Genomic DNA, 15,199 nt, shown 5'->3' with positions numbered 1-15,199 from the left:
GATGAGACCATGAAAACCCGTATTGCCCTGATTGCGCACGACAAGAAAAAAGACGACATGATCCTGCTGGCCGGCCAGTACCGCGCGTACCTCGCCACCTGCGACCTGGTGGCGACGGGTACCACCGGCGGGCGCCTGGCCAACGAGCTGGGGCTCACTGTGGACCGCAAGCATTCGGGCCCGTTCGGCGGCGACCTGCAAATCGGTTCGATGCTGGTGCAGGGCGAAATCGACTGCGTGATCTTCCTGCGCGACCCGATGACGCCGCAGCCGCACGAGCCGGACATCAACGCCCTGGTGCGCGCCTGCGACGTCCATAACACACCGTGCGCCACCAACGTCTCGTCGGCGCATCTGGTGCTGTCCCAATTGCAGCTGCGCGCTGCGACCGCGTAACGCGCGCTACACTGCCACCATTACATACTGGAGCAAACGATGACCAAGGCAATTCGTATTTCCCGCCACGGCGGCCCCGAAGTGATGGAACTGGTGGACGTGGACCTGCCGGCGCCGGCCCCCGGCGAGGCGCAAGTGCGGCACGAGGCCATCGGCCTCAATTTCATCGACGTCTATCACCGCACCGGCCTGTACCCGCAACCGCTGCCGGCCGGCCTGGGCATGGAAGGCGCCGGCGTGGTGGAAGCGGTGGGCGAGGGTGTGACGGAAGTAAAAGTCGGCGACCGCGTGGCCTATGCCGGCGGCCCGATCGGCGCGTATGCGCAGGCGCGCAATATGCCCGCGTCCAAGCTGCTGGTGCTGCCCGAGAACGTGGCGTTCGACACCGCTGCCGCCATGATGCTGCAAGGCCTCACGGTACAGTACCTGCTGCACCGTACGGTCGCGCTCAAGGCCGGCGACACCATCGTGTTCCATGCCGCTGCCGGCGGCGTGGGCCTGATCGCCTGCCAGTGGGCCAAGGTGCTGGGCGTGACGCTGATCGGTACGGTGGGATCAAGCGAAAAGGCTGCACTGGCCCTCGAACACGGCGCCGCCCACGTCATCAACTACAACACCGAGAACTTCACGGAACGGGTGCGCGAGATCACCGGCGGCAAGGGCGTGCGCGCCGTGTACGACTCGATCGGCAAGGACACCTTCATCGCCTCGCTCGACTGCCTGGCGCCGCTGGGCACCATGGTCAGCTTCGGCAACGCATCGGGCCCGGTGGAGTCGTTCGCGCTGGCCGAACTGGCCAAGCGCGGCTCGCTGTACGTGACGCGGCCGTCGATGGCGGCGTATCTCTCCACGCGCGAAGAACTGGAAGCGGCGGCGCGTTCGCTGTTCGGCGTGGTGACCAGCGGCGAAGTAAAAGTGGACGTGCGCCAGCGCTACGCGCTGGCCGACGTGGCCCAGGCCCACCGCGACCTGGAAAGCCGCAAGACCACGGGTTCGACCATCCTGCTGCCATGAGCAAGCAGATTTTCGACGAAAACGAAGGGCGCCATCGCCAGGAGGATGACGACGAAGACGACGGCGATTTTTCGGACATGCTGAGCGAAATGCGCATCCTGCTGCCGGGTGCGCAAATGCTGACGGCCTTCCTGATCATCCTGCCGTTCAACGGTGGCTTTGCGCGCATCGTCCATAGCGAGAAGCTGCTGTTCCTGGCCACCTTCGTGTTGTCGCTCACCAGCCTGGTGTTGCTGAGTGCGCCAGCGGTGCAGCACCGCATGATGCGGCCTTTGAAGGACCGGGCCCGTTTCAAGCGCGTGGCCACCAAGCTGATGGTCAGCGGTTCACTCACGCTGGCCATTGCCCTGGTGCTGGGCACCGACCTGGTGATCTCGGAAGTGTTTGGCGCCATGGTGGGCCTGATCACGTCCGGCCTGGTGGCGCTGCTGATCTTGGTGGTCTGGTGGTGGATGCCCAAGTACCTGAAAAAGCATGCCGGCGTGTAGTCCGGGTTTTTGTACGCAAGCGTACAGACGGGTTTGCTAGTGGGAAGTATTCTGGTCTCAATGCAAAGCCATTCCGGCTGTTGCCCAGACCAGGAGTTCCATCATGAACAAAGACCAAATCGAAGGCAAACTGAAAAACATCGGCGGCAAAATTCAAGAAGGCGTTGGCGATCTGATCGACAGCCCAGAGCAAGAAGCAAAAGGCCTGGCCAAGCAAGGCGAAGGCAAAGTCCAGGAAAAAGTGGGCGACCTGAAAGAAGCCGCTAAAATCGCCACCAAGTAATTGGTTGACGTAAAAGAAAAAGCGCCTGTGTGCAAACACAGGCGCTTTTCTTTTGTCCGTCGTTCCCGCATTGGCGGGAACGACTCAACCTCAATTTGCCTTGACGGCAGGCTGACCAGCCACCACGGTATCGACCTTCGGATCGATGGTGATTTCCACCCGGCGCGGCACGCCGCTCTGGCCCGGGAAGCCGGTGAACGCGCTTTGCACCAGCGCCGGCATCACGTGCGGCGTGGCAGCGACGCTGCTGGTGTTTTGCACCGTGACGTCATACAGCTTGCGGCCGCTGGTGGTGTTGATGGTCACGCGCAACTGGCGCTGGTACTGGTGGCGTATGCGCTCTTCCACGCCGAAACCGTTGTAGCGGAACGGATCGTAGAACGGGCTGTAAGCCCAGCGCGAATAGCCCCAGCCGTAGCGGCCATAGCCGGGACGGCCCCAGTATGGGCTGCCCCATGGCGCGCCCATGAACGGATCTTCGCGGATCACGCGCACCGGCTGGTCGATGGTCAGGTATTTCATGCCCACCATCAGGTTTGGCTGCTGCCCCTCGTCGGCCTGCTGGAAGCCCAGCTTGCTCAATTCATTGCTCACGAGCACCTGGTAGCTCCGGTATTCCAGCGTATCGTCCACGCCGCGCGGCGCCTCGAACGCGTAGGTTTTGGCCTGCAGGTCTGCCGGCCAGGCGTTAAAAGCGGTAACGTCGCTGCGGATGGTGGTGGCGCAACCGGTCAACAACATGACGGCGGCAGTCGCCAGGATGGCGAGATATCTCATGATAGGCCTCTTAAAAACGGGAAAACGCGGGAAAGACGGTATGTTCAGTACTACAGTTTACGTCGCACACACAGACTACGCATCATTATTACAGAATGTTACGGCAGCGTGGAAATCAGCAACTTTCGACCGGCCTTGAGGAAAATCAAGCGTCGGCGCGGCGCTGGTATTGGTAAAATAGACTTTTGCCTAACGTCCAACACAATCCCATGCGCACCGATAGCAGCCCACTGACGATTTACCGCAAAGATTACACCCCTCCCGCCTTCCTGGTCGATACGGTTGAACTGGGCTTCGACCTGGACCCCAACCGCACCATTGTTGCCAACCGCATTAGCATGCAGCGTAACCCGGCAGGCACGCACAGCGATATCGTCCTGCACGGCGAGGAAATTGAACTGGTGCAACTGCGGCTGAACGGCAAGCTGCTGGAAGCGGGCGAGTACCAGATCGACGGCGTGCTGCTCACGATTAAAGATGCGCCCGAGCACGTGGTGCTGGAAATCGAAACCTTGTGCGCGCCGGTGGAAAACACCACCTTGTCCGGTTTGTACGTGTCGAACGGCAACTTCTTCACCCAGTGCGAAGCTGAAGGCTTCCGCCGCATCACGTATTTCCCCGACCGTCCGGACGTGATGGCCAAGTACACCGTGGTGCTGCGCGCCGACAAGGCCACGTACCCGGTGCTGCTGTCGAACGGCAACCTGATCGAAGAGGGCGACCTCGACGACGGCCGCCACTATGCCAAGTGGGAAGACCCGTTCAAGAAGCCGTCCTACCTGTTTGCGCTGGTTGCGGCCAGGCTGGTGTGCCAGGAAGAGACCTACACCCTGAACTCGGGCCGCGACGTGCTGCTGCAAGTGTGGGTGGAAGACGGCAATCTCGACAAGACCGATTACGCCATGCAGTCGCTGAAAAACTCGATCCGCTGGGACGAGGAGCGCTTCGGCCTCGAGCTGGACCTCGACCGCTTCATGATCGTTGCCGTGGGCGACTTCAACATGGGCGCGATGGAAAACAAGGGCCTCAATATCTTCAACACCAAGTTCGTGCTGGCCAACCCGCGCGTCGCCACCGACGTCGATTACGCCGGCATCGAAGCCGTGGTGGGCCACGAGTACTTCCACAACTGGACCGGTAACCGCGTGACGTGCCGCGACTGGTTCCAGCTGTCGCTCAAGGAAGGCCTGACCGTGTTCCGCGACCAGGAATTTAGCGCCGACATGATCGGCAGCGACAGCGGCCGCGCCGTTACCCGCATCGACCAGGTGCGCACCTTGCGCCAGGCGCAGTTCCCGGAAGACGCCGGCCCGATGTCGCACCCGGTGCGTCCCGACTCGTTCGTCGAGATCAACAATTTTTACACCGTCACCGTGTACGAGAAGGGCGCTGAAGTCGTGCGCATGTACCAGACCCTGGTGGGCCGCGACGGCTTCCGCAAGGGTATGGACCTCTATTTTGAGCGCCACGACGGCCAGGCTGTCACCTGCGACGACTTCCGCGCCGCCATGGCCGATGCCAACGGCCGCGACCTGCGCCAGTTCGAACGCTGGTACAGCCAGGCCGGCACGCCGGTGGTCACCGCGCGCACCCGCTACGATGCTGTCAAACGCAACTTCGACATCATCCTGAGCCAGCGCAGCAACCACCCGGACCAGCTGCCGTTCCACATTCCCGTGGCCGTGGGCCTGCTGGGCGAAGATGGCCGCGACCTGCCGCTCACGCTCGACGGCGGCAACCACGACAAGGGCGCCACCACCGGGGTGCTGGAATTGACGGAACACGAGCAGATTTTCCGCTTCCGCAATATCGACGAGCGTCCCACGCCATCGATCCTGCGCGATTTTTCCGCGCCGGTGATCTTGGAATACGACTACACCGACGACGAACTGCTGCACCTGTTCCGCCACGACAGCGATCCGGTCAACCGCTGGGAAGCCGGCCAGCGCCTGGCCATGGCGCGCCTGCTCAAGCTCACCGCGCAGGTGGCAGGCAAGCATGACAAACCGCTCAAGCTCGATACGACCTTCCTCGACGCCCAGCGCGCGCTGCTGATCGACGAGTCGCTCGATCCGGCCTTCCGCGAACTGGCCCTGATACTGCCATCAGAGGGCATCATCGCCGAGCAGATGGACGTGGTCGATCCGCACGCGATCCACACCGCGCGCCAGTTCATGCGCCGCACCATCGGCACCGAGCTGCGCACCGAGCTGCTGGCGCAGTACCACGCCAACCAGACCCCGGGCGAGTACAGCCCGGACGCGCTGTCGGCCGGCAAGCGCGCGCTGAAAAACCTTTGCCTGTCGTACCTGCTGGTGGCGCCGGACGCGGTCACGCAGTCGCTGGCGCAGCACCAGTGCGAACAGGCCGGCAACATGACCGACCGCTTTGCCGCACTGGTGGCGCTGATCCACAGCGGCCTTGAGGCCGGCGCGTTCCTGCAACGCTTCTACGACGATTTCGCCGGCGAAGCGCTGGTGATCGACAAGTGGTTCGCCATGCAGGCCGCCACCCCGACCACCGACGTTGCCGCCGTGCGCAAGCTGATGCAGCACCCGGCCTTCACGCTCAAGAATCCGAACCGCGCGCGCAGCCTGCTGTTCAACTTCACCAACGCCAACCCGTCGCAGTTCCACGCGGCGGACGGCAGCGCCTACGCCTTCTGGGCCGAACACGTGATCAAGCTCGACGCGATCAACCCGCAGGTAGCCGCCCGCTTCGCGCGCAGCATGGACCGCTGGCGCCGTTACGCCCCGGCGCTGCAAGCGAAAATGAAAGCCGCGCTGGAGCAGGTTGCCGCCCAAACCAAACTCTCGAACGACGTGCTGGAAGTGATCACCAAAGCACTCGCCAATTAATCTTAACCAAAGGCCCCTCATGAAACGCATCAGCCTCACCCAATACCTGGTCGAAGAACAGCGCCAGAACAACTCCATCCCCGCCGAACTGCGCCTGCTGATCGAAGTGGTGGCCCGCGCCTGCAAAACCATCAGCCACGCCGTGGGCAAAGGCGCGCTGGGTGAAGTGCTGGGCACCGCCAGCACCGAGAACGTGCAGGGCGAAGTACAGAAAAAACTCGACATCATCTCCAACGAGATCCTGCTCGAAGCGAACGAGTGGGGCGGTCACCTGGCCGCGATGGCGTCGGAAGAAATGGAAACCATCCACAAGATCCCGAACCGCTATCCGAAAGGCGAATACCTGTTGACCTTCGACCCGCTGGACGGTTCGTCGAACATCGACGTCAACGTCTCGATCGGTACCATCTTCTCGGTGCTGAAAGCGCCGGAAGGCATGACCGAGCCAACCGAGCAGGACTTCCTGCAACCGGGCAGCCGCCAGGTCGCCGCCGGCTACGCCGTGTACGGCCCGCAGACCATGCTGGTGCTCACCACCGGCAACGGCGTCAACTGCTTCACACTGGACCGCGAGATGGGTTCGTGGGTACTGACCCAGCGCGACATGCAGATCCCGGCCAAGACCCGCGAATTCTCCATCAACGCGTCGAACGCGCGCCACTGGCACGCTCCGGTGCAGCGCTACGTCAACGAACTGCTGGCCGGCGAAACCGGCCCGCGCGGTTCGAACTTCAACATGCGCTGGGTAGCCTCGATGGTGGCCGACGTGCACCGCATCCTGAACCGCGGCGGCATCTTCATGTACCCGGCCGACACCCGCGACACCTCAATGCCCGGCAAGCTGCGCCTGATGTACGAAGCGAACCCGATGGCCTTCATCGTCGAGCAAGCTGGCGGCGTCGCCACCGACGGCCAGCAACGCATCCTCGACATCCAGCCGACCAAGCTGCACCAGCGCGTGCCAGTCTTCCTCGGCTCGCGCGAGGAAGTGGAAGTGGTAACCGGTTATCACAAGGGCTGATTGCCTCTGATCCGCAGATAGCAAGGTTATTTTTGCACCACGGCCAAAATTTATTGGTTTTGGACTAGCGTGGTGCGAAGGTTCTTTGTTAGAATGCGGGTCGTCGCCGCTTTAGCTCAGTTGGTAGAGCAGTTCATTCGTAATGAAAAGGTCGCCAGTTCGATTCCGGCAAGCGGCACCAGAACTCAGCAGTAAAAAGTGTCAAGAAGTCTCAAAACCCGCCTCTCTCATAGGGAGCGCGGGTTTTTTGTTGTCTCGTGGTTTACCGGGGTGTAGCATGAAATCCACGACCGGTGAGGGACAAATTGGCGCTTGTCCCTCACGAAAAATCTTGGTCCCTCAATCGGCGCCGCACTCGGAATGGGATTGCGCCATGGCACTCACCGATCTTTTTATCCGGAAGCTCAAGCATTCCGGCAAACCCAGTGGCGACAAATACAGCGACGGCCGCGCGCTGTACCTGCTGGTCAAGGAGTCCAACAAGTACTGGCGGATGAACTACCGCTTCGACGGCAGGCACAAGACGCTGGCCCTTGGCATCTACCCGGAAGTGACGCTGGCCGAGGCGCGCGAAGCGTGCGCCGACGCCCGCAAGCTGCTGCGCGCCGGCGTCGATCCGCGGGCGCCGGTCATCGACCCGTACGAGCAGCAGCGGCGCGAGGATGCACAGAATACCTTTCGCGCACTGGCGCTCCTGTGGCTGGCGAAGATGGACGCCAGCCGCAGCACCGCCACCCAGGAGAAGGTGCTGGCGTGGCTGGAGCACGACGTGTTCCCGTACATCGGCAGCATGCCGGTATCGGCCATCAAGCCGCGCGACGTGCTGGGCGTGGTGCAGCGGGTGGAGGCGCGCGGCGCCGTCGACTCGGCCCACCGCATCAAGCAGCTGTGCGGCCAGGTGCTGCGCCACGGCGTGGCGATCGGCTGGTCGGAGCGCGACGTGACACCCGATTTGAAGGGCGCGCTGATCGCCGTCCCGCGCACCAATTTCGCCGCGATCACGGAGCCGAAAGAACTGGCGGTGCTGCTGCGCGCGATATACGCCTACAACGGCCATATCGTGGCCGTGTCGGCGTTAAAACTGGCGCCGCTGGTGTTTGTACGTCCCGGCGAATTGCGCGCCGCAGAATGGCGCGAATTCGATCTTGACGGCGCCGCGTGGCGCATCCCGGCCGCCAAGATGAAAATGCGGATGGAGCACATGGTGCCGCTGTCCACCCAGGCACTCGACATCCTGCGCCAGCTGCGCCGCGTGACGGGCCACGGCAAGTACGTGTTCCCCAGCCTGCGCACCGAGCAGGCCTGCATGAGCGAGAACACCATCAACGCGGCCTTGCGCGGCATGGGCTTTGCCAAGGAGGTGATGACGGCGCACGGCTTCCGCGCCACGGCGCGCACGATCCTGGACGAAGTGCTGGGCGAGCGCGTGGACCTGATCGAGCACCAGCTGGCGCACCGCGTGATCGACCCGAACGGCCGCGCCTACAACCGCACCGCGCACCTGCCAGCACGCGCCGCGATGATGCAGCGCTGGGCCGACTACCTGGACAAGCTGCGCATCGGTGCGGACGTCATTCCCCTTCGTGCGGTGCCCGGCCCCGGTCCGCAGTAACAGCAGCCTCCTTCGCCGCGCGCAGGTTACTGCGCGGCGCCGCGTCATACGCCGGTCCGCGTTGGGCAATGCGCGCCGCGAGCCACTGCGCCACATCCTCCTGCAACCACCCCACCGACCGCGCCGACAGCTTGACCGGGGCAGGGAAGGTGTGCAGCTTGATCTCGCGGTACAGCGTAGCGCGCGACAGCCCGCACAGTTGCAGCACCTCGCGGATGCGCAGCAGGCGCGCAGTGCCGGGCGGGCTATCGGTGTGGCTGGTGTTCATGCGGTGTCTCCTCGTCGCGGCAGGTCTAGCGACAAAGTAGGGCGCTGACTGCCAGCGGTGTTTGTCGCAGCGCCAGCTTGCAGCGACTTGCGCCGGAAAGATGACGTACGCTTGAGTTTGCTCAATGCTGCGAAAAGGAAACTGGTGTTTTAACTTCCTGCTTGAATCTTTTACCTACGGCATCATCCGCCGACCTTCCCGCGTTGCACCGGAACAGTCCGGCTGCCGATGCGCATCAGTCCGCTGAGCCGACTCATCCAGAACAAAGCTGGCGCCGTCTGAGACCCGTAGTAATAATAAGAATAATAAGAGGAAGAATAGTAATATTATTATTACTATTTGATGAGCCCGGAAGCTGCGGCGTGGCAAGACGACATTGCCGCGAGGACGGGCCATCATGAGCGCTGACGTCGGCAGGACGCACAACTCATTCACGCCGCCGATATGCCGTTTAAGCAGGGCGGCAGCACGCCAGTTGATGACGGTGGGCGCGGTGCGCCGTCAGGTCGGCGCCGGCAGGAATGTCGGCACCGGCATGCAGCAGCGGCGCCGCACGCACCTGGCAGGTCGGCAGCTGGAGCCGGTTTAGTCCTCAATAATCTGAAATCCATACCTGCGGATTTATCTGTTGCCTGAGTTTCGGTCAGAACCCTGCCAAAACCGCGCAAAAACCCGCTCAAACCGGCCAACCCACCGGACATATTCGTGAATGAATCGACGCTGAGAGCAGGGCAGGATAGGTGATGTAGGCCTACACGCTAGCGTGTATTCCTCCATCACAACTCCTTATTCGCACTTCGTGCTCAACGGAATCCTGCTCTGCGAGGCCGGGTGGCCGGAACGACAGCAATGCTCAACGCTTGCGCGGCTGGACGTAAATCGTCACCGGCATGGTGGGCGGTGATCAGCACGTGCAGGTCAGCACTCATCGCGGCTACCGGCTGTGACGACAGCAATTTTCCGCGCCTTTGCAGACGAGGGCCAGCGCGTGACCAGTGCGGGCGATTTGCTCGAGCAGTTGCAGGCCTGCAGTCCCTGCGGCTGATTCTCTCTGGCGCTAAACCGTTTCGCCGAGGACCGGAGCGTGTTAACGCCAAAATCTGCCGCAAAGCGAGTGCTGGTGCGGCTTTGCGGTTCAATCGCGGGAGGCTTGTATGACAGAGACCTGAGACACGTATACGCGCAAAGCCAGCACTGGCGCGGCTTTGCGGCCCAACCGGAGGTTGCGTGATGTGTGAGAGATTGGCAGGGGCGCGGGGAATCCCCGCACCAAGCCAGGAAGACTGTCACCATAGGGTGGAGTGCCTCTTGCGGTCTTTTCGGCAGGGCACGAACGGGCTACGAATGAGCTACGAACAAGCTACGAGTGGGCTACGAATGAGCTACGAATGAGCTACGAACAGGGTACAAAAGGGTTTCACCACCCGTCGTCGCCATCAACCGCGAACAGTACGTCGAACTGGCGCGCCTGTCCGCCAACCTCAATCAGTTCACGCGCCTGGCCAACGAAGGCCAGCGCGTGACCATCGCCGACGCCTTGCTCAAGCAGTTGCAGGCCTAGACCCAGCGACTGCGGTTGATCCTTCTTGGCGTCAAGGAAAACTTCGATGATCGCTAAAGCCATCAAGGGCCGCAGCTTTCGCGGCGCGCTCGAATACGGCCTCTCGAAAGAAAAGGGCCACGTCATCGATACCAACATGATGTGGAGCAGATGCAGAAACGTCTCTTGAATAGGTTGATGGCGGAACGGAACAGGCAGGATCCTCGCGGTCGAGGGCTATCGCGCTAGCCAGGCCGCTAATGCACCTTAGCTGAGGTAGAGTGAAATCCTCAGATAATAAACAGTAAAATCGGAAAATTTCATGCTTGATCCCTGACCTCGCTTTGTCTGAGTCTTGTTGTGTAATATAGCATCTTTGCTTAAAGAAATTGTTTAGCCCACTCATAAGCATTTGTGATGCTGCCTGCTAACTCGGCGACGCTGGTAATGCTTGAGATGCTGTCATTCGCCTGCTTCAGGTAATTAACTAAGCTAGTTTTCTCAGGTGACGCTTTCCTTGCCTCAGCGATGGCCTCTAAAATCAAGGTGCGAATTTTACTCTCTAATAGTTCGTCGATGGCCTGAGCATCAGCAGCTACTTTTAGTTCCGTTTTTAACAAATCTAGTTGCTTAATAAAATCATCTTTGGTGGTGGAGGAGTTAAGATTAATGTTTCCAGCGGCATTGTATTGATATTTTACCTGTTGGTTACGCTGATCGAAGATCGTTGAAGTGTTGTTATTTACCCCAGCGTTGATCGTTGCCCCCGGGCTGTTAGTAAGTATTATAATGTTTGCAGGAAAATGAGCGGTTGGCCGCTGCACCAATGCATCTTCTACTTCTTTTATGCCCCAGTGAGTTATTGTTCCGTAACCGCCCAGTGCCATCCATTTTGCAAGACCCTCCCCTTTAAGGTATTCGAATGTATTTAAAGCGAGATCAGACGTCATGCCTAGCTGAACTCCGATTTCGCGTATGTCAATCGAATGGCGTTCAGCAACTCCATCAGTAAGCTCATAAAGCTTATGTAATAAAATAAATCTGTTCTTTTGTTTTTGCAATAATGCATCATTCATAATTATGGCTCCATGTCCTGAATAAATGATTGATAGTAAAATGCTACTGTTGCGATCAATGTTAATATTAATAGAATCCAAGGGAAAATTCTAGGGCTAGTGTCGGTTGAGGTAAATGCCCAATTTCCGAACACTCCAGAAAATAAACTGGCGATAATTGCAGCAAGCTGTAGAAAATGTTTCCGCTTCTTTCGTGAATACAAACGTTGGAAGTCAATTCTAACAGCTGCACGCTCAACGTCTTTGCCGCTGAAAATTTGGACTAGCGCATTTTCTTGGCGCGAGATAGATTCGCGTCGTGTTCCAGTGTAAAGATCATTTTGAAATTCAATTATCTTTTCCTCAAATAGTTTCCAACCGCTATCATCAAACTCTCTTTTGCTTCGTGATGCAAAATTTGTGAATTGTTCGCCTAAGGAGGCAGGCGCCGGATTCGGAGTAGATTGATCTGAATTTTCATCCATAATTTAATTATGTTCGTGTGAGTTTGGCCGAATTTAAAGTAATAGCTTCAATTGATTTCACTAAATTCCTATGATAAATGCATCCGATGAAATGAGGTGGTCAGCTAAGAAGGCCAATCATGGAGAGCGTGAACTTAAGGACAGGCAGAACCCAGTGTACTGATGGGTTATCGGCTCCGGTCGCTTGGATATAGCAGGATCCGAATGGTGCCGCTACCGCTAGTCGTCGCCATCAACCGCTAAAAGTGCCTGGAACTGGTGCGCCTAGTGGTCCACCTAAGTCAGCTCAAGCCTTTGGTGGGGCGGAAGCGGCAGTTAGTACGGCTGCTGCCACAGCTGTTTGAGCCGTTCCCGACAAAGCTGCTGACATTGGCCGGAGTTGAAGTTGATTAAGTGCCTCCAGATTTTCCACAATGGTCCGAACAAGATTTGGATCATAATCATCCCGGTTAGCTTCCTCGTGGATGCCTTTGTTTAGATAGAGCCACACATTGGATGGGGCTGGTACCCCAAGAATGGCACCAAGTCCTTGGACAAGGTGAGGCTTGTCTTGATGGACAAATGCGCGGGTGTCATCGAGTCGCTTTTTCAATGCTTCACATAGGTTTCGCAGCGCTGGCTCTGCGCCGCGTCCAGCCAGAGGCAATGCCAACTGTCCAAGCCCATTCTTGCCTAGCCAATTCCAAACCTTATCGGCGAGCATTTCAAGACATTGTCTGGACGCGCCTAAGGCGTTGCGCCAGTCTCCAATGTCCAACGCTTCGCGAGCCTGAGTAAGATAGTTGAAGGTGTACTCGTTTCCTTTTACACGGGGTCGGTGATCACCGTTATGCGGCATGAAGTAATATGCCGTCCACTGTTCACTGGCGACATGGTTCTGCAAATCTTTGATAAATTCACTGCTATGGCATGTCACGATGATCTGGGTTTCAGCGAAGCGGTCACTCTGAAAAATAGCTTCGCGGATCCCCTCGCGGTGTTCTGTATCGATTGCATTGATTGCATCATCAAATATGATGACCGGCGCGTGAATGTGCAATGCTTTCGCGAGAAGTATGGCGACACCAAGACAACGCACATGACCTTCACTCAAAACGTGAAGAGCATCCACGTTTGTTTGCGGTGTCGATCGGAACGCAAGCTCAATACGTCCCCCCTCATCAGTCGGCAGCAGTAAGTTTGCTAGCTTGTCACCTTCATGGTCTCGTCGATTAAATTCATTATAGATTTCTAGCGCTATATTATTGATCCCAGCGATAAGAGTTCCAGGTAGCTCGGCGCGAAAATTCCGCAAAAGTCTGAGAAATTCCTCGTAAGCGTATTTAATCCTCAAGTCGCTTGCAATTATTACTGCTTCTTGCTGAACTGCTGTAAAAAGTTCTTTATTGGCTTCGTCGAATTTCTCGATATTTTTCTTTGCTATGGAAACTTGCTTTGCTATTTCAATACGACGAGCTTTAAAACTAGCGACAGCTTGCGCTGCCTGCACAATCTTTTCACGCTCTGCAACCAATTGAGCACGGCTTGCCAAAGCGGTTTTAGTTTGAGTATCGAGCGTTTCGCACTCAGTTGCCATATCAACGATTTTTTGCGCTATCGACTTTCCACCCTCTGGCTGTTTAAAGCTTGAGCGCCACCATGCTGTGCCGTGATCAATCCCAGGAACTGCAAGGTAATGCAGACGTTCGTCTGGGCTATTTGCCTCAGCGCCGACTCGTTGAGAGAAGTAAGCCAGTAAAGACTCTAGGTTTCGGGACGCAATGTCCCATGACCGCCGAACCTGTGCCATCTCCGCTTGCAACTCAGCAAGGTCTTTGAGTTGCGCAAGTCCGTCACGAGCTTGTGCATATGGATCGTAAGTGACTCTGTAATCTCCAACAAGCGGAGTTCCGCAGGCAGGGCAGCTCTCCGGATTTTTGATTTGCAGCGCAAGCACTGCATGGTAAAGACTTTGGAATGATGTCTCACCCGCTTTCGAGCCGAGCCTTGCCGCGATATCTTCAAGTCGCTTTTGTTCGTTTTCAGCGGCATGGTATGCGGCGGTAAGCTTGGCGCTATTGATGCTGTAAAGTCCTGGAGTGGGACTATTTAGCTGGGCGTTGAGGTGATGGAGGCGCCCAGGTGATTCGTCGCTACCAATTTGAGAAAGAAGCTGGCTATATGTCAGGTCGGCTGCATAAGCTTTAGCGTAAGTCGCCTCCTCAAGTGTAATTGCTTGAACTGCTTGGGTTTCACCATCCACTGTAGCTTGGTCTTGTTGGAGGCTTGCACGCTTATTTGTAAGTTCTTGTAGTCGAATAGCTACCAAACTGAGTTGGCCGTCCATCGACTCATTAAAGTTTGTCACGAAGTCATGGAACTGTTCCATGCCAAATAACGATGCGATCAGGTCCTTCTTTTCACCCGCAGTTTTTGATGCTATACGAGAAAAATTATCAATCCGATTTTTTTCAATAAAACAAAATCGATATGCCTCCGAGTCAGCCTTAACCGTCAATGCTTTATTATGCATATCGCGCGCTGCTAATATGGGGGGCTGGAACTTATTGACATGCAAATTTGCAAAATAGCGTTGCTGAGGGATACGCTTCGCTGAAGCTTCATCTACTGATCCCAATAGTGCCAGCTCCAATGCCTCACATAAGCTCGTTTTTCCACTCCCATTAGGACCGTAAAACATTGTGATTCGTTGTGGAAATTGAAATGTTTCTGGGGTTGGAAATCCGCGGAAGGGACCCAATTTCAAGCTTTGCAGTGATTTCCACTCCCATGTTCCTGTCCGCTGGGAGCTGGGCATCTCTGGTGGCTCAAAGCTTGTTGTCGGTAAAGAAGCTCTGGCGATAGCGGTCAACATTAATGACCGACGACTTTGAGATCTAGACGTCGTGGAAATTTTGTCAAAGTTCGCCTCGATTAAATTGGCTAAGCGTCTAACGTCTTCTGGAGCTTGATGCTCTCGAGTGTGTAGCCAAGTAAGGAATTGCTGGTAATCATGCCTAGCCGAACTCATATTCGGATTTCCTTTTCGTAGCGATCTATTGTTGTTTTGCGAACCTACCTCAGCTTGCAAGCCTATTTGAAAAACTTGTCCAACTAAACCTTCGCTGAGGATATCATATTTGCATCTACGAAATATTCGCCAAATGTCACGCAATGCGAGCTAAAACGAAAAAAATTGAACCTTTTCTGCTGCCCCCAGTCCAACGCCCACATAGCTCGGAAATTGGCCACGTTCAATTGCTCCAGAGCACGCCGGGAACCATACTGGCGAACAAGAGTCCGCCTGAGGGACAAGCGAGGGACATTTGGGTCTCTGGGAGAGGTGCGCCATAGAGGAATGTGATTCCGGCAAGCGAATCAGGTAATAGCAGAAGCCCGCACCCTTGCAAAGAAGGGCGCGGT

Annotated in this window: 14 protein-coding genes and 1 tRNA gene; 9 read left to right on the top strand and 6 right to left on the bottom strand. The window is 57.3% G+C overall.

The window, feature by feature from the left end; all coding sequences use genetic code 11:
* Window positions 1–9: 9 nt before the first annotated feature.
* The 4 genes from F8197_RS10945 (at window position 10) to F8197_RS10930 (ending at window position 2,181) form a co-directional block, all read left to right on the top strand.
* Window positions 10–396: a methylglyoxal synthase gene (locus F8197_RS10945; protein ID WP_152881826.1), complete on the top strand. Its 387-nt coding sequence runs from the start codon at window positions 10–12 to the stop codon at window positions 394–396.
* Window positions 397–435: 39 nt separating this feature from the next.
* Entirely contained in the window at window positions 436–1,410 is a 975-nt protein-coding gene (locus F8197_RS10940) for a quinone oxidoreductase (RefSeq protein ID WP_152881825.1), read from the top strand.
* Window positions 1,407–1,898 carry a DUF6328 family protein gene (locus F8197_RS10935; protein ID WP_056141233.1) on the top strand — a complete coding sequence of 164 codons (492 nt, stop codon included), beginning with the start codon at window positions 1,407–1,409 and terminating at the stop codon, window positions 1,896–1,898. Before F8197_RS10940 ends, F8197_RS10935 begins: the two co-directional genes overlap by 4 nt.
* Window positions 1,899–2,001: 103 nt before the next feature.
* A complete protein-coding gene (locus tag F8197_RS10930; protein WP_019923087.1) occupies window positions 2,002–2,181 on the top strand; it encodes a CsbD family protein in 180 nt (59 codons plus the stop codon).
* Window positions 2,182–2,271: 90 nt separating this feature from the next.
* Here the strand turns inward: F8197_RS10930 and F8197_RS10925 are convergent, their stop codons facing one another.
* Window positions 2,272–2,958, bottom strand: coding sequence for a DUF4136 domain-containing protein (locus F8197_RS10925; RefSeq protein WP_193333395.1), 687 nt, complete (start codon window positions 2,956–2,958; stop codon window positions 2,272–2,274).
* Between the two features lie 209 nt (window positions 2,959–3,167).
* On the opposite strand from F8197_RS10925, the gene pepN reads away from it, so the two are divergent.
* The 4 genes from pepN to F8197_RS10905 all read left to right on the top strand — a co-directional run bounded on the left by pepN (window position 3,168) and on the right by F8197_RS10905 (window position 8,449).
* Window positions 3,168–5,816: an aminopeptidase N gene (gene pepN, locus F8197_RS10920; protein WP_152881824.1), complete on the top strand. Its 2,649-nt coding sequence runs from the start codon at window positions 3,168–3,170 to the stop codon at window positions 5,814–5,816.
* A 19-nt stretch (window positions 5,817–5,835) separates the two neighbouring features.
* Entirely contained in the window at window positions 5,836–6,837 is a 1,002-nt protein-coding gene (locus tag F8197_RS10915; protein WP_152881823.1) for a class 1 fructose-bisphosphatase, read from the top strand.
* 105 nt (window positions 6,838–6,942) lie between these two features.
* Window positions 6,943–7,018: transfer RNA gene (locus F8197_RS10910), tRNA-Thr, on the top strand.
* Between the two features lie 192 nt (window positions 7,019–7,210).
* Entirely contained in the window at window positions 7,211–8,449 is a 1,239-nt protein-coding gene (locus tag F8197_RS10905; protein WP_152881822.1) for an integrase arm-type DNA-binding domain-containing protein, read from the top strand.
* Here F8197_RS10905 and F8197_RS10900 read toward each other — a convergent pair.
* Window positions 8,409–8,717, bottom strand: a complete 309-nt coding sequence (locus F8197_RS10900; RefSeq protein ID WP_152881821.1) for an AlpA family transcriptional regulator — start codon at window positions 8,715–8,717, stop codon at window positions 8,409–8,411. The two genes, F8197_RS10905 and F8197_RS10900, sit on opposite strands and share 41 nt — an antisense overlap.
* 397 nt (window positions 8,718–9,114) lie before the next feature.
* Here F8197_RS10900 and F8197_RS10895 point away from each other — a divergent pair, with 397 nt between their 5' ends.
* The gene (locus F8197_RS10895) at window positions 9,115–9,306 is read left to right on the top strand and encodes a hypothetical protein (protein ID WP_152881820.1); all 192 of its coding nucleotides are present in this window, start codon (window positions 9,115–9,117) and stop codon (window positions 9,304–9,306) included.
* An 828-nt stretch (window positions 9,307–10,134) separates the two neighbouring features.
* On the opposite strand, the gene F8197_RS28570 is transcribed toward F8197_RS10895, so the two are convergent.
* The 4 genes from F8197_RS28570 to F8197_RS10875 form a co-directional block, all read right to left on the bottom strand.
* On the bottom strand, window positions 10,135–10,341 hold the full coding sequence (locus F8197_RS28570) for a hypothetical protein (RefSeq protein ID WP_193333394.1): 207 nt from the start codon (window positions 10,339–10,341) through the stop codon (window positions 10,135–10,137).
* A 296-nt stretch (window positions 10,342–10,637) separates the two neighbouring features.
* The gene (locus tag F8197_RS10885; RefSeq protein WP_152881819.1) at window positions 10,638–11,333 is read right to left on the bottom strand and encodes a hypothetical protein; all 696 of its coding nucleotides are present in this window, start codon (window positions 11,331–11,333) and stop codon (window positions 10,638–10,640) included.
* Between the two features lie 2 nt (window positions 11,334–11,335).
* Entirely contained in the window at window positions 11,336–11,797 is a 462-nt protein-coding gene (locus tag F8197_RS10880; RefSeq protein WP_152881818.1) for a hypothetical protein, read from the bottom strand.
* Between the two features lie 286 nt (window positions 11,798–12,083).
* Complete coding sequence (locus F8197_RS10875) at window positions 12,084–14,651, bottom strand: AAA family ATPase (RefSeq protein ID WP_227012192.1); 2,568 nt, start codon at window positions 14,649–14,651, stop codon at window positions 12,084–12,086.
* Window positions 14,652–15,199 lie beyond the last annotated feature (548 nt).

It is taken from the genome of Duganella sp. FT27W, from assembly GCF_009295655.1.
In the GTDB taxonomy this organism is placed as follows: domain Bacteria; phylum Pseudomonadota; class Gammaproteobacteria; order Burkholderiales; family Burkholderiaceae_D; genus Rugamonas; species Rugamonas zoogloeoides.
The sequence above is the reverse complement of the archived record's forward strand: the minus strand, read 5'-3'. Positions and strand labels throughout refer to the sequence as shown.